The sequence below is a fragment of the Corallococcus exiguus genome, assembly GCF_009909105.1.
Taxonomy (GTDB): domain Bacteria; phylum Myxococcota; class Myxococcia; order Myxococcales; family Myxococcaceae; genus Corallococcus; species Corallococcus exiguus.
In genome coordinates, this window is record NZ_JAAAPK010000002.1 from 193,243 (window position 1) to 206,899 (window position 13,657).

Below are 13,657 nucleotides of genomic sequence, written 5' to 3' on the forward strand. Positions count from 1 at the left end.
GGCGGTGAAGCCCCGGTGTGTTACGCAAGGAGTCCCTTTGCAGCCTGGAGTCCCGTCCATGAAGCGACTGGCCGCGTCCGCCCTGGTCCTGGCGTCCCTCACGGGCTGCTTCCGCATGAGCGTGCGCAGTCCGGCGCCGCGCGATGGCGCACCGGAGGCCCAGACGGGTGTGAGCCTGGTGGAGGGGCTGACGACGTCCAACGTGGCCGCGGCGGAGTGCCGGCATGGCCTGTCCCGGGTGGACGTGTACTGGCCGTGGTGGAGCCCGTTCGTCTACGCCTTCACCTTCGGCATCGTGACGCCGCTGCGCGCGGAGTACGTCTGCGCGAAGGGGTCCGCGGACGCTGCCGGCGGCGACACGGAGGTGCCGCCGTCGGTGCCTGGGCTGTGACGTAAACCTCCCCGCGAGCACGAAGCGGGGAGGGTGCTTCAAGCCGTCAGTGCGACGGCGGCGGGGCTTCCGCGCCGCTCTGGCCCTTGACGGCCGAGCGGAACAGGACCGCGGTGAGGACGGCGAAGAACGCCAGGCCCCAGACGTTGGACCACGTCGGGTGCGCCAGCTCGCTCTCGCCCACGGCGTTGAGGAAGGAGCCCACCGCGCCTTCATGCCCGAAGAGGGCGGGCAGGTTGATGGCGCGCGTCCAGGCCCCGTCGCTGGCGATTTCCAGGAACGCGATGAGCACGCCCGCGATGGAGCCGCCCGCGATGTAGCCGGACGACATCAGCGTGCCGGGGGAGAACTCGGACTCCGCCGCGCTGCCACCGCGCAGCTTGTCCACGAAGTGGCGCACCATGCCGCCCACGAAGATGGGGGCGCTGCTGCTGATGGGCAGGTACACGCCCACCGCGAAGGGCAGCGAGGACACGCCGCACAGCTCCAGCATCAGCGCGATGAAGACGCCCAGCAGCACCAGGTCCCACGGCAGCCGCTGCGTGAGGATGCCGTCGATGATGAGCGCGAACAGCTGCGCCTTGGGCGCGGAGTAGCGGGTGAGCGTCTGGCCCTCGTACTCGCTGATGCGGCCGCCGATGCCCGGGTCCACCACGTACTGGATGGCGCCCTGGTCATCCACCAGGTAGCGGCCGGCGGGCACGGGCGTGTCCGCGCCGCGCACGAAGCCTTCCTTGTAGACGCGGTCCGGACCGGCGGTGATGGCGCCCGCGTCCGACAGCTTCAGTGACGGGCCGTTGGCCGGCGTCAGCGTGAGGCCGGACAGCTGCTCGGGCGGCATCGGGCGCCAGCTGCGCAGCTCCAGCGCTCCGTCCACCGGCGTCGCGTCCAGGCGCTCCGCCCACAGCGAGCGCTTGAGCTTTTCGGGCGTCATGCCGCGCTGGGTGAGCGCGTCCTGGGACACCGACCAGCGGTAGGTGTGCTGGGTGCGCGTCTCCTGCGTCAGCTCCGTCACCTGCACACCCGGGTGCGCCTCCGGGATGACCGCAGTGGCGCCCTGGTTGAGCAGCACCAGCACCAGGCCGATGAACATGGCGCTGGTGAGCACGCCGACGAAGAGGGCGATCTGCTGCTTCTTGGGCGTGCCGCCCACGAGGAACGCCGTCTTCAGGTCCTGCGCGGTGGTGCCGCCGTTGGACGCGGCGATGCCCACGATGGCCGCCGTGGTGAGCGCCATGAAGCGGTCCGGCGACGACGTCCACCCGAACAGCAGGTACACGAGGCAGGTGACGAGCAGCGTGGCCACCACCATGCCGGAGATGGGGTTGGATGAGGAGCCAATCTCACCGGTGATGCGCGCGCTCACCGTCACGAAGAAGAAGCCGAAGATGACGATGAGGATGGCGGAGATGAAGTTCACGTGCAGCGGCGGCGCCAGCCAGATGGCGAGGATGAGCAGCGCGCTTCCCACCAGCACCACCGTGATGGGCAGGTCCTGATCCGTGCGCAGCACCGTGGGCAGGGCGCCCTGCGTGCGCGACTGGCGCAGCGTCTCCACGCTGCGCTTGAAGGCGCCCACGATGGTGGGCAGGGAGCGGATGAGGCTGATGAGGCCGCCCGTCGCCACCGCGCCCGCGCCGATGTAGAGCACGTACGCGTTGCGGATCTGATCCGGCGACATGTCCTTGATCAGCATCCCGTTGTGCACCAGCAGCGGCGTCTCCATGCCGCTGCCGAAGAAGGAGATCATCGGGATGAGGATGAGGTAGCTGAGCACGCCGCCGGCGAAGGTGATGCCCGCCACGCGAGGCCCGATGATGTAGCCCACGCCCAACAGCTCCGGGGACACCTCCGTGGAGAGCGTCGCGGCCTTGAGCCCCTTGATGGGCGTGCCGATGGCCTCCTTGAAGAGCTTCATCCCGGAGTAGGCGAACTTGTAGACGCCACCGATGATGAAACCCAGGATGACCGTGCGGGCGTTGGTGCCGCCCTGCTCTCCGACGATGAGCACGTCCGCGCTGGCGGTGCCCTCCGGGTAGGTGAGCTTGCCGTGCTCCTGGACGATGAGGCCCTGGCGCAGCGGAATCATCATCAGCACGCCCAGCACGCCTCCCAGCGCGGCGGTGAGGAACGCGTGCGTGAGGCTGATGTCGTAGCCCAGGATGAGCAGCGCGGGCAGCGCCGCCGCCACGCCGAACGCGAGCGACTCACCCGCGGAGCCCGTCGTCTGGACGATGGTGTTCTCCAGGATGCTGGAGCGTCCCAGGGCCCGGAAGATGGCGATGGAGAGCACCGCCACCGGGATGGACGCGGACACCGTGAGGCCGACCTTGATGGCCAGGTACACGGACGACGCCGCGAACACGATGCCCAGCACCGACCCGAGCACCAGACCGCGGATGGTCAGCTCCGTGGGCGACTGCTCGGGGGGCACATAGGGTTTGTGCGGGGCACCATGCGCCTCCGCGAGGGGGACGCGATCATCGACGACCGGCGGGGAACCGTGGGACAAGCAGGCACTCCTGACAGGAAATCAGGGGGCCCGTTCTAGCAGGGTCTCCGCCGGGGCGCGAAAACAGCCCTCAGCCCTGGGCGGCGAGCGTCTCCGGATCCACCTCCGCCATCAGGGCGGCCAGCTCCGACTTGAGCTTGTCCTTGGCGCGGATCTCCAGCTGGCGCGCGCGCTCGCGGGAGAAGCCGAAGTGCTCGCCCAGCTCCTTGAGCGTCATGGGGCGCTCGTTCATCACGCGCTGCTCGATGATGAAGCGCTCGCGCGGGTCCAGGCGCATCAGGGCGGTGCGGACGCGGTTGTTGATGAGGCCCGCCTCCTCCTTGTCCGCGAACTCGTCGTCCTGGGGCGCCGCCGCGCTCACCACGAAGTCCACGTGGCTGTTGCCGCCGTCCTCGCCCATGGGCGCGTCCAGGGACAAGTCCCGGCCACCCATGCGCTGCTCCATCTCACGCACTTCGCCGGGCTTCACATGGAGCTTGCGGGCAATCTCATCCACGTTCACCACGGTCTCGCCGCTGCCCAGCTTCTCCAGCTCCCGGCGGGTGCGTGCCAGACTGAAGAACAGCTTGCGCTGCGCCTGCGTGGTTCCAAGCTTCACCAGGGACCAGCTCTTCAGGATGTAGTTCTGGATGTACGCGCGAATCCACCACACCGCGTACGAGATGAGGCGGATGCCCTTGTCCGGATCGAACTTCTGCACGGCCTTCATCAGGCCGATATTTCCCTCCTGGATGAGGTCCGACATCTTGATGCCGTAGGAGCGGTACTCGTAGGAGACCTTCACCACGAAGCGCAGGTTGCTCGTCACCAGGCGGTGGCCCGCGGCCAGGTCACCCTTGATGAACCGGCGCGCCAGCTCCTGCTCCTCCTCCACCTTCAGGAGCGAGTACTGGTTGATCTCCGAGAGATACATCGCGAGGGAGCCAGAATTGGACGACTGCTCGGTCGAAGCCTGCATGGATGGATTCTCCAAATCGGGCCTCCTGCCGCGGCGGAGGCGCTTGAAAGGTGCTCTGGGTTCAAGTCCTACAACTTGACGTGTCTGCCCTGAGCAACCGGGATGCCAACCAGGGTTGGATGTATTCGCGTGTGTCTCCGAGGGGTTGGAAGGCGCAGATGGGCGTCCCCTGGCAACGGTCTGTAACCGTTACCCGTGGCCGGTAGGAAAACCGCGGGTCTGCGAGGGGAGAAAATGCACGGCGCGGTGCCCTCGAGCGCACGTCGCCATGACGTTCGCGAATGGGGTTTCGTGAAACGCTTAATGGCGACGGGTGGCGGCTGTGGAGACATTTCTCCACCTCGGCCGGGCGTTCCTGGGGAGGGCGAGCGACCGGCGACGGAAGCCCGCTTCCCTCCAGAGGGCACTTCTCTTCCGCTCAGGAGGCGCGGGCGGTAGGGCCCGCCTGTCCGGCCGGCTTTACTGCTCGACGGGAGGCTTCCGCATCCAGCGCGCGGCGCAAGGTGGCGAGCAGGTGCTCGGCCTCTCCCTCGCGCAGGGCACGGCCGCCGAAGCGGGCCTCCAGGTAGCGGCGGGTGAGGGGCGTCAGCGCCAGCGCCAGCGGATGGCCTTCACGCGCCAGGCGCGTGGTCAGGTCCTCCAGCGTCTCGTGTTCAAAGCGCGGCACATGGGCCTTCTGGAGCGCCGTGTCCACCCGGTCGAGGAAGCGCGTGGCCTCCAGCACCGGGGCGCGGCCCGTCCAGCGGGAGACGAAGCGGCCCGCGCGCCAGATGACGAAGGCCACGACGGCGGCCGTCACCCACGCGCGGGGCGGGGGCAGGCGGCTGGGGCCTTCGTTGGCGGGGGCGCCGGGCGCACGGCGCGGCGGGCGGACCAGGGCGCTCGCCAGCTCGAACTGGTCGCGGAAGGAGTAGTCGACGACGGAGTTGCGCCAGCGCGACTCCACCGCTTCATAGAGCGCGAGCACCTTCTCCAGCAGCACGGAGCCCTGGCTCGTGCGGTTCGACGGGGGCGTCGCGTCCACGGTGACGAAGCCCCGCCCCGGGACGAGCACGTGCGTCCAGGCGTGCGCGTCGCCCGCGCGCACCAGGTAGCCGCCGTCCATGCGCGCGCCGCCATAGAAGCCCGTGGCGAGCCGCGCCCCGATGCCCTGTGTGCGCAGCATCAGCGTGAGCGCGGTGGCGAAGTGCTCGCAGTGGCCCGCCTTGCGCACGAAGAGGAACTCCGCCAGCGGATCCTCCGGCGTGCCTGCCTGCTCCAGCGTGTACCCGTAGTCGCGCTGCAGGAAGGTGGCGAGCTTGCGCGCGGCGGCCAGCGGCTCCTTCTCTCCCTGGAGCACCTGCGCCGCGAGCTGCGCGACGCGCGCGTCCAGGTGCTCGGGCAGCGCCAGGAGCTGGTCGCGCTCCGCCTGGACCAGGCCGTCGGACATGCCCTTCTTCGCGTCCGGCGGCAGGCTGTAGGCCTCGTAGGTGTACGAGGGCGCGGTGACGGTGAAGCGCACCTCGCCCCCGCCCTGGAGCTGCACCGGGCTGTTCCGGGTGCCGGTGGGCGTGTGCGCCATGGCGTTGCCCAGGCGCGAGGGCGTCTCCAGGGCAATCAGCGTGCGGGCGCCGTACGCGGGCAGCAGCTCGATGCGCTGGTGGAGGAGCGTGTCGCTGGCGGGGCGCAGGGTGATCTGCCGCTCCGTCTGCTGCGCGCCGACGACGTTCGTCCACTCCATGCCGTCGAAGGTGTCGTAGGTGCGGCCCACCCAGTAGGCGTCCAGCGCTTCGCGGCCCGGATCCGGCGTGAGCGTGGCGCGCAGCACCACGCGCGGGTTTCCCTTGATGGTGCCCGCGCCGCCCAGCCGCACCGTGTTGGAGTAGCCCGCGCTGCTCACCGCGCCGAAGCCCGGCGCCGAACGGGGCCCCACCATGGCCCAGTTGAGGCGGGGGAAGAGGACGAAGAAGGCCACCGCGCCAGCCACCGCGAACATCACGCCCACGGACAGTGGCCGCAGCACCGCGCGCACCGGCACGGGCTCGCCGTCCGGCACCGCCGCCTCCACCACGCCCAGCGCCAGCGCCAGGCTGGCCAGCACCCCGAAGGCGATGAGGCACAGCGCGTACGTCATGTCGCCCGACAGCGCCGCGCCACCAGCCACCATCAAGAGGCCCGTCAGGTGCGTCTGTCCCTCCGCCGCGGCGTCCGGCGTGGACAGCATCCGCTGCGCGGCGATGAGGCTCGCGAAGGCGCACGCCGCCACCACCGCGTTCATCGCGCCGGCCGTCAGCTGGAGGCCCAGGAGCACCGCCGCGACCAGCAGCCCCAGCGCGGACAGGCGGGAGAAGCGCGCGACGAGCCGCACGTCGCACAGCGCCAGCACCAGCGCTCCGATGAAGACGCCCAGCACCCACACGGGCAGCTGGCCGGACATGGCCATCGCGGCGAAGGCGAAGCCCACCGCCAGGTCGCGCAGAGCGAGCCGCAGCCTCAAGGGGCGCTTCACGCCGCCTCCCGGGAGTCCGTCCCTGCGTCCACGCCCTCGAAGCCCACCCACGCGAGCGCCTGGAGGATGCGCCGCTCCTGCGAAGCCCCCGCCGCCGGCCGCAGCGCGCGCTCCGGCAACTGGAGGCCGACCTCATGTCCCGCGTCCAGCAACTGGTGCGCCTGGGCGGCGACCTCTTCACAGCGGCGCTCCAGCGCGTCACCCGTGAGGCCCGTCTCCAGCGCGAGCTTCCAGATGCGGCGCTCCTCGCGCTCGCGCTCCACCTTCAGGAGTCGCCCCGCCGCGGCGCTCTTCAGCCAGTGGATGCGGCGCGCGTCCTCGTTCGGGGCAAGCTCGCGCAGGCCCGCCACATCGCCGGTGCCGTCCAGGTGGCGCGGGCTGCCTGACTCGCCCCGGGGGCCCTTCTCCGCGGGCCCCGGTTCCTTGCAGGCGTAGCCGCGGCGCGGATACACGAGCAGCGTTCCCTCCAGGGAGAACACGCGCGTCTTGGCGAACAGGCCCAGGGGCCACGTGGTGGTGACGCGCACGCCGGACAGGCGCACGGGGCCCCGGTGCGGCGCGGCCAGGTCCGCCCGGACGATGTGCTCCTTGCCCGCGGACAGGTGCCCCAGCTTCCCGGTGCCGGTGAGCGGGGAGAGGTCCTCGGAGAACGTCAGCGCGAAGCCGTGCCCCTTCTTGCGCGACACCGCCCAGCGGTAGGCGAAGGGCTCGCGCGCGAAGGCCGCGTCCGCGCCCACCCGGCGCACCGTCAGGTCGCGCAGGCAGCGCTCCGACAGCACGCCGGACACCACCACCATGCTGAGCAGCAGGCCCAGCAGCAGGTAGAGCAGGTTGTTGCCCGTGTTGAGCGCGCCCAGCCCCACGCCGAACGTCACCACCAGGTACGTGCGGCCCGTCTTCGTCACCGACAGCGTGCGCGGCGGACGAAGGAGGGCGCGCAGCCGCGCCTTGAGTGGGGGGCGGGCAGGGGCCTTCACCGGGGCGCCGCCACCTTGCGGGCGATCTCCTCCACCAGGTGCGCTGCCTCGTCCCGCGCGGACACGCCCTGCACGGCGCTCCTCAAGAGCACGCGGTGCGCCCAGCAGGGCACCATCATGGCGCGCACGTCACCGGGGGTGACGAAGTCGCGCCCTTCCCACAAAGCCTGCGCCCGGGCCGCGGACCCGAGCGCCAGCACCGCGCGGGTGGACGCGCCGCGCTCCAGGTCGCCGTGCTCGCGCGTGGCCCGAGCCAGCCGCACCACGTAGTCCGCCACCGTCGCGTCCAGCTTCACGTCCTGGGTGAACTCACGCAGCGACGCCAGCTCCTCCGGCCCCGTCACCGCCTCCACCGACGGCAGCGGGGACGCCGCGCCGCGCGTGGTGAGCAGGCGCGCCTCCACGTCCGGCGCCGGGTGGCCCAGGGACAGGCGCACGAGGAAGCGATCCAGCTGCGAGTCCGGCAGCGGATAGGTGCCGGAGAAGTCCACCGGGTTCTGGGTGGCCACCACCGTGAAGGGCGAGGGCAGCGCGTGGGTCTGCCCGTCCAGCGACACCTGGCCCTGGGCCATGCCCTCCAGGAGCGCGGACTGGGTGCGCGGGGGCGCGCGGTTGAGCTCGTCCGCCAGCACCAGCTGCCGGAACAGCGGCCCGGGCCGGAAGGAGAAGGTGGCCGTCTGCGCGTGGAACACCTGCGCGCCCAGGATGTCCGCCGGCAGCAGGTCCGCGGTGAACTGGATGCGGGCGAAGGACAGGGCGCACGCTCGGGCCAGGGCCTCCGCCAGCGTCGTCTTGCCCACGCCGGGCATGTCCTCCAGGAGCAGGTGCCCGCCGGCCACCACGCAGGTGACGACGCGCCGCACCTCCTCCGGTTTTCCCTGCACGGCGCGGCCAAGCTGGGCGGCGAGCCGCTCCATCACCGCGCGCGCGGAAGCAGGGGAGGGAACTGGACCGAGGACGCGAGCGGGCTGGGTCATCTGGGCGCGGACTCTAGCCCAGGCAAACGCCCGCCGGCACCCCTCCAGGCCGCCCGTGTTCCACGCCGGATGCCCGCTTGCCTTGGAGGCGCGGGCACTTGCCGGGGATGCACACGGCCCGGAGGGCCCTTCATCCTCAGACGGAGAGGATGTCCTCGGGCGTGTAGTACGCCCGGTGCGTCGTCGGCGAGGCCAGCACGCCGAAGTAGCGGAACATCCGCTCGTGGTGCGTCGCCAGCCCGCGCAGCTGCACGGCGCCGTCCTTCAGGCCGTGGGTCAGGATGCCCACCGCGCTGTCCTTGAACTCACGCAGGTGCGCGAAGTCCAGGACCACCTCGCTCTGGCCCAGCGCCTGGAGCGAGTTGCGCAGCTCCTGGGCCGTACGGCCGTCCAACGTTCCTTCCAGGCGAAGCGTGATCCGACCCGCCGCCTCCTCCTCCCGATGAATCTGAAGCCCCGTCATGATCCGCGCTCCCGCTAAGGTGTGCACGTGTGTGCCGCCCCGCGATGTGATGGCGGCTGCCGCACGTTTCCGGACCACAGGAGTGGTCCGGGTTCCCACCGTGGGGTGGGGGTGCACAGCCGGAGCCGGACATTGCACCTTCACCTGCGATCAGGTCAGTGCCGGGCATGCAACTTCGGCTGGAGTGTTGGCGACCGGGCGGAGTTCATGTCACGCAGCGGTCAACCCTTGCGGTCGGCTGTCGGCTGCTCGGCACGCAGGCTGATGGCGCGCTCCTGCTGGGCCTTCAGCTTGCGGAACTCCTTCACGACCTTGGCGGGGTAACCGGCCATGAACTTCACCCGGTTTTCCTTCTTGGCCAGGATGCGCTTGGCCAGCCCCGGGCCTGCGTTGTAGGCGACGAGCGCGCCCTCCACGGAGCCGAAGCGGCTGATGAGGTCCGCCAGGTACGCGGTGCCCAGGTTCACGTTCGTCTCGAAGTCGAACAGGTTGGTGTGGCGGCCCAGCCGCCAGCCGGACTTCTCCGCCAGGTACTTGCCCGTGTCCGGCATCACCTGCATGAGGCCCATGGCGCCCACGCCGGACACCGCGTAGTTGTTGAAGGACGACTCGCAGCGGATCAGCGCCACCACCAGCAGCGGATCCAGGTTGTTGCGCTCCGCCTCGCGGACGATGGAGACCGCCAGCCGGCGCTGCTGCCGCTCCGGGAGCCCGGAGGCGCGCACGGCCTCGGCCACGCCCATCTGCTCCGCGCGGAGGTAGTCCGCCTCGTCCTCATAGTGCTGCAACCGGGCCAGGGCGGCCTTGAGCTGTGCGTCCTTCTCCGCCAGCTGCGCCCTCAGGGCCGCGACGTCCGGCGCTTCCCCCTGCGCACCCACCGGAACCTGCACCGGGAACGCCACCGCGTTCGTCCCCATCAGCACCACCGCCGCCGCCATCGCCACCGTCCAACCCCTCATCACGCCCTCCCCTGGCGCCCGACCACACGCGCCCGCTGACTCGCCCACACCCAGCGGCTAAGCAGGCAACGTGCCAGCGTACGTAGCGTGCGCCAGCTGCCTCACGGATCCTTAAGAGAGGGGCTGAAACAGGGCCGGCATGGCCCTCGGCGTCCGGAAAAAATGCCCGGCCTGGGAAGTTTGTTTCCCAACCTGACCCTGCAGAAAGCTCCACCTGTTGCCGCGCTGCCTCCGCGTTCCTAGCTTGCGCCCGGTCTGATTATCCGAGGCCCTGTGTGGCGGGAGGCGTGGCGTGTACTGGACCATGGGCATCATCTTGATGGTGTTGTGGGTGATGGGGCTGATCACCGGTTCAACGGAGGGGCAGTGGGTGCACCTGCTCCTGGTGTTCTCGCTCATCGCGTTCGTGCTGGCCGTCGCGTCGCTGGGGCGCCGGCGGGGGCTGGCATGAACCTGCCGGAGCTGGACATGGCGTGGCTGGAGCTGCCGCGGGACAAGGCGGGCTTCGTGCGGCGCGAATGTCCCCGCTGCCAGCGCTCCTTCAAGACGCGGCCCAGCCGCCACGACGCGGGGATGCTGCAGCGGCTGCTCGCGGGCTACTTCCCCTTCGAAAACCTCCACGAGGCGTACACGCCCGAGGAGCTGCCCGCGTGGCACTGCCTGTACTGCGGCCACCGCGCGCTGCCGGACGCGTGGCTCACGCCGGATCAGTCCGCGCACGTGGAGCAGATGGCACGCGCGTGGGCGAACCACGTGCGGTACGAGCAGCTGGCGTACGTGCAGCGCACGCTGTCCCAGAACCCGCGGCCCACCTTCATCTCCGTGGCGCCGGAGCCGCTGCCCCGGCCGCTGCCTCCGGACGAGGAGATGCTGCGCACGCTCCCCATGGTCTGCTGCGGGGACGAGGTGCAGGCCCAGTGGGAATGGGATCTGCCGATGGTCTGTCCGCGCTGCGGCGCGCACCACGGCGGGCTTTCGGGCCGCCACCAGGTGCAGCTGGAGTTCGTGCACGAGTAGTGGACGGGCAGGGCGCGCGGAGGGCAGGCTCCTTCGCGCGATGAAGCCGTTCCCCCCGGTCCGGGTGGTGTTGCTGGCCCTGCTCCTGCTGGGCCCGGCCGCCGCCCATGCCCACGAAATAGAGGTCGCGCCCGGAGCGGTGGACGGCTTCGCCGGCTGGGTGGGCGAGGGCATCCGCCACATCCTGGCGGGGGCGGATCATCTCCTGTTCCTCCTGGCGGTACTGCTGGTGGGCGGCTCGTTCCGGCGGATCCTCTTGTTGGTGACGTCCTTCACGCTGGCGCACTCGCTGACGCTCGGGCTCACGGCCCTGGGCGTGGTGACGCTGGGCGCGCGGGGCACGCGGTGGGCCGAGGCCGCGATCGCCGCTTCCATCCTCTACATGGCGCTGGAGAACCTGCTCTTGCGCCGGCACGGGCACCGCGCGGGGCTGACCTTCCTGTTCGGCCTGGTGCATGGGCTGGGCTTCGCGAGCGTGCTCGGTGGCTACGGGTTGGGGACGGACGCGGTGCCGGCGCTCGTGGGCTTCAACCTGGGGGTGGAGATGGGGCAGGCGGTGGTGGTGGCCTTCCTGGTTCCCGTGCTGCGAATCGTTCAGCGCAGGCCCCGTCTGCACTCGAAGGTTGTGTGCCTGTCGTCCATTGGCCTCGCGGGAGTGGGGCTTTATTGGATGCTTGCCCGCGCGGTCGGTTGAATTGCACCAACAGCGTTCCTAGCTTGCGTCTCACGAGGGTGGGGGAGGGACGCTGATGGGAGCGAGGCATACCCGGCTGGCAGCCGCATTGGCCGCCGCGTGGGAAGCAGAAGTGGTGTCGGCCCGTCGCATGACGGGGCTGGCGGAGCGCATGAACGACGCGCGGGTCCGGGCGCGCCTGATGGTGCTGGCCGCCTTCTGCCGCGCCCATGCATCACGGCTCCTGGCCCGCCTGGCGGCGCTGGGACGAGGGCCGCTGCCGGTGCCCCCAGAGGAAATCGATCTGGATCCGGACACGGTGCTGGAGCTGCGCCGGGAGGGGGCCTTCGCTCGCGCGTCGGCCGCGCGCTACGAGACAACCGCGGAGATGGCGCGCCAGCACGCGGACCTGTCCTCCGCCTGGGTGTGCGAGCTGAACCGGACCGAGGAGCAGGATCGGGCCCGGGAGCTGCTCGCCCTGGCGGAAGGGGCCCTGGCGGCGGTGCGGCGGGGCGAGTCCCAGGCCGTCGCGGCTCCCGCGGATTCCTGAGGGAGCAAAGAGGGCCGGGCGCGGGGAATGCGCTCGGCCGGTGACAGTCCTGGCGTCTTGGGCGTATGAATCCGCCCATGGCGAAGGAGAGCTACAACGATCTCATCTTCCAGCTCGGCGACCTGGCCCGGGACGTCCTCCCGGGCAAGCCGAACTGCCCCCGCTCCATGGAACGCGTCTACCGCGCCGAAGAGGTGCTGGAGGCGCGCCGGGACGAGCTGGCGGCGCTGGAAGCGGAGATGAACGACGAGGACGTGGCCTATCAGGACTTCCTGGCGCAGCATGAGGACGACTGCGGCGCCCAGAAGGAGATCACCGGCCGTTTCCAGAAGGCCGTGACGGCGGTGGAAGGCAAGGTGAAGGGTCTTCGCAAGACGCTGGCCACCCGCCGCGCCGACCTGCGCTACGCCATCGTGGGCCTGAAGAAGCTGGAGGCGAAGCTCGCGGACCTGGAGATGACCACCCAGGATCCGGTGAAGCTGGACGCCGCCAAGCAGAACCTCAAGAAGAACCGCATCGCCCAGATGCGCCTGGCGCGCGAAGTGGAGGACTGGGAGGCCCAGCTGGCGGCCTCCCTCACGCCCACCCCCGGCCAGCCCGGCGCGGCCGGCATCCTGGCGCACAAGCGCCTGATCGAGCTGGAGGACGCCGCGGAAGAGCAGAAGACGCAGCACGACGCCCGGATGGCGGAGCTCGACCAGGCCATCGCCACCAAGGAGGAGGAGATCAAGGGCGCGGAAGATTATCTGGATCAGGCCCTGTTCCTCCTCGGCGAAGAGGTGTATGCCCAGCGCATCGCGGACGGGCAGCTCAACCCCTTCTACAAGCGGTTGGACGTTGCGCAGTGAGGGGTACGCCCACCCTTGGTGCTTGACGTTGAGGACGTGTTTGCTATCTTGCGCCGCTTCCTGGCGGCCGCAGGTACGCGTGTAGGCCAGTTCATTGAATTCATTGGGCTTTCAGCGCCACGGGCGCTCGCTGTGAGGACGACGTGAAGGGTCTGATTGGCAAGAAGATCGGCATGACCCAGGTGTTCAACGACGAGGGCAACCTCGTTCCGGTGACGGTCATCGACGTCAACACCTGTCTGGTGGTCGGCAAGCGCACCCCGGAGAAGGATGAGTACTCCGCGGTGACCGTGGGCTTCGGCGAGATCCGCGAGAAGCTCTTGAACAAGCCGCAGCTCGGCTTCTTCAAGAAGGCCAGCGCCACGCCGCGCCGTCACCTGCGCGAGTTCCGCGTCACGGCCGAGGAGGCCGCGGGCTTCAACGTGGGCGACGCCGTCAAGGCGGACATGTTCACCAAGGGCGAGCTGGTGGACGTCACCGGCGTGACCAAGGGTCGCGGCTTCTCCGGCGTCATGCGCCGCTGGAGCTTCAAGGGTTCGCAGACCAAGACCCACGGTACGCACGAGTATCAGCGTCACCCGGGCGCCATCGGTCAGCGTAAGACGCCGGGCCGTACGTACCCGAACAAGAAGATGCCGGGTCACTACGGCGTCGACCGCGTCACCACGCAGAACCTGACCGTGGTGGACGTGGACGTGGAGAAGGGCCTCGTGCTCGTGAAGGGCGCGGTCGCCGGCCACAACGACGGCATCGTCATCGTGCGCCCCTCCATCAAGGTGGCCATGCGCGCGCAGCACAAGGCCGCGCGCTGATTCGCAGCCACTGACGCCGGGGCGCTTCACCG

14 protein-coding genes are annotated in these 13,657 nt (G+C 70.1%); 7 read left to right on the forward strand and 7 right to left on the reverse strand.

Annotation, left to right across the window (positions count from 1 at the left end; all coding sequences use genetic code 11):
* Window positions 1-58 precede the first annotated feature (58 nt).
* Entirely contained in the window at window positions 59-391 is a 333-nt protein-coding gene (locus tag GTZ93_RS07360) for a hypothetical protein (protein WP_120580126.1), read from the forward strand.
* Between the two features lie 46 nt (window positions 392-437).
* Here GTZ93_RS07360 and GTZ93_RS07365 read toward each other — a convergent pair whose 3' ends face one another.
* The 7 genes from GTZ93_RS07365 to GTZ93_RS07395 form a co-directional block, all read right to left on the reverse strand.
* Entirely contained in the window at window positions 438-2,903 is a 2,466-nt protein-coding gene (locus tag GTZ93_RS07365) for an OPT family oligopeptide transporter (protein WP_139917829.1), read from the reverse strand.
* 70 nt (window positions 2,904-2,973) lie between these two features.
* Window positions 2,974-3,861 carry an RNA polymerase factor sigma-32 gene (locus GTZ93_RS07370; RefSeq protein ID WP_120557449.1) on the reverse strand — a complete coding sequence of 296 codons (888 nt, stop codon included), beginning with the start codon at window positions 3,859-3,861 and terminating at the stop codon, window positions 2,974-2,976.
* A 418-nt stretch (window positions 3,862-4,279) separates the two neighbouring features.
* Window positions 4,280-6,349: a transglutaminase TgpA family protein gene (locus GTZ93_RS07375; protein ID WP_139917831.1), complete on the reverse strand. Its 2,070-nt coding sequence runs from the start codon at window positions 6,347-6,349 to the stop codon at window positions 4,280-4,282.
* Window positions 6,346-7,326: a DUF58 domain-containing protein gene (locus tag GTZ93_RS07380; protein WP_120579621.1), complete on the reverse strand. Its 981-nt coding sequence runs from the start codon at window positions 7,324-7,326 to the stop codon at window positions 6,346-6,348. The genes GTZ93_RS07375 and GTZ93_RS07380 overlap by 4 nt, the downstream gene beginning before the upstream one ends.
* Window positions 7,323-8,303: an AAA family ATPase gene (locus GTZ93_RS07385; protein WP_120579620.1), complete on the reverse strand. Its 981-nt coding sequence runs from the start codon at window positions 8,301-8,303 to the stop codon at window positions 7,323-7,325. Before GTZ93_RS07385 ends, GTZ93_RS07380 begins: the two co-directional genes overlap by 4 nt.
* Before the next feature lie 136 nt (window positions 8,304-8,439).
* Window positions 8,440-8,766, reverse strand: a complete 327-nt coding sequence (locus GTZ93_RS07390) for an STAS domain-containing protein (RefSeq protein ID WP_120579619.1) — start codon at window positions 8,764-8,766, stop codon at window positions 8,440-8,442.
* A gap of 221 nt (window positions 8,767-8,987) precedes the next feature.
* Entirely contained in the window at window positions 8,988-9,725 is a 738-nt protein-coding gene (locus tag GTZ93_RS07395; RefSeq protein ID WP_120579618.1) for a lytic transglycosylase domain-containing protein, read from the reverse strand.
* A gap of 292 nt (window positions 9,726-10,017) precedes the next feature.
* Between GTZ93_RS07395 and GTZ93_RS07400 the strand changes: the two genes are divergently transcribed.
* From GTZ93_RS07400 to rplC, 6 genes are all read left to right on the forward strand, one after another.
* Window positions 10,018-10,176, forward strand: a complete 159-nt coding sequence (locus GTZ93_RS07400) for a lmo0937 family membrane protein (RefSeq protein ID WP_120525751.1) — start codon at window positions 10,018-10,020, stop codon at window positions 10,174-10,176.
* Window positions 10,173-10,742 (forward strand): hypothetical protein, encoded by a 570-nt coding sequence (locus tag GTZ93_RS07405; RefSeq protein ID WP_120579617.1) that lies wholly within the window; start codon window positions 10,173-10,175, stop codon window positions 10,740-10,742. Before GTZ93_RS07400 ends, GTZ93_RS07405 begins: the two co-directional genes overlap by 4 nt.
* 40 nt (window positions 10,743-10,782) lie before the next feature.
* The gene (locus GTZ93_RS07410; protein ID WP_139917833.1) at window positions 10,783-11,436 is read left to right on the forward strand and encodes a HupE/UreJ family protein; all 654 of its coding nucleotides are present in this window, start codon (window positions 10,783-10,785) and stop codon (window positions 11,434-11,436) included.
* A 115-nt stretch (window positions 11,437-11,551) separates the two neighbouring features.
* Window positions 11,552-11,965, forward strand: coding sequence for a hypothetical protein (locus GTZ93_RS07415; RefSeq protein WP_223743187.1), 414 nt, complete (start codon window positions 11,552-11,554; stop codon window positions 11,963-11,965).
* A gap of 77 nt (window positions 11,966-12,042) precedes the next feature.
* Entirely contained in the window at window positions 12,043-12,813 is a 771-nt protein-coding gene (locus tag GTZ93_RS07420) for a hypothetical protein (protein ID WP_139917835.1), read from the forward strand.
* A 143-nt stretch (window positions 12,814-12,956) separates the two neighbouring features.
* Window positions 12,957-13,625 (forward strand): 50S ribosomal protein L3, encoded by a 669-nt coding sequence (gene rplC / locus GTZ93_RS07425; RefSeq protein ID WP_120579614.1) that lies wholly within the window; start codon window positions 12,957-12,959, stop codon window positions 13,623-13,625.
* Window positions 13,626-13,657 lie beyond the last annotated feature (32 nt).

Bases quoted from the DNA above. Each gene is read 5' to 3' on its own strand.
- GTZ93_RS07390 (WP_120579619.1), bottom strand. From the start codon at position 8,766: ATGACGGGGCTTCAGATTCATCGGGAGGAGGAGGCGGCGGGTCGGATC.
- GTZ93_RS07395 (WP_120579618.1), bottom strand. From the start codon at position 9,725: ATGAGGGGTTGGACGGTGGCGATGGCGGCGGCGGTGGTGCTGATGGGG.
- GTZ93_RS07385 (WP_120579620.1), bottom strand. From the start codon at position 8,303: ATGACCCAGCCCGCTCGCGTCCTCGGTCCAGTTCCCTCCCCTGCTTCC.
- GTZ93_RS07410 (WP_139917833.1), top strand. From the start codon at position 10,783: ATGAAGCCGTTCCCCCCGGTCCGGGTGGTGTTGCTGGCCCTGCTCCTG.
- GTZ93_RS07360 (WP_120580126.1), top strand. From the start codon at position 59: ATGAAGCGACTGGCCGCGTCCGCCCTGGTCCTGGCGTCCCTCACGGGC.
- GTZ93_RS07370 (WP_120557449.1), bottom strand. From the start codon at position 3,861: ATGCAGGCTTCGACCGAGCAGTCGTCCAATTCTGGCTCCCTCGCGATG.
- GTZ93_RS07405 (WP_120579617.1), top strand. From the start codon at position 10,173: ATGAACCTGCCGGAGCTGGACATGGCGTGGCTGGAGCTGCCGCGGGAC.
- GTZ93_RS07420 (WP_139917835.1), top strand. From the start codon at position 12,043: ATGGCGAAGGAGAGCTACAACGATCTCATCTTCCAGCTCGGCGACCTG.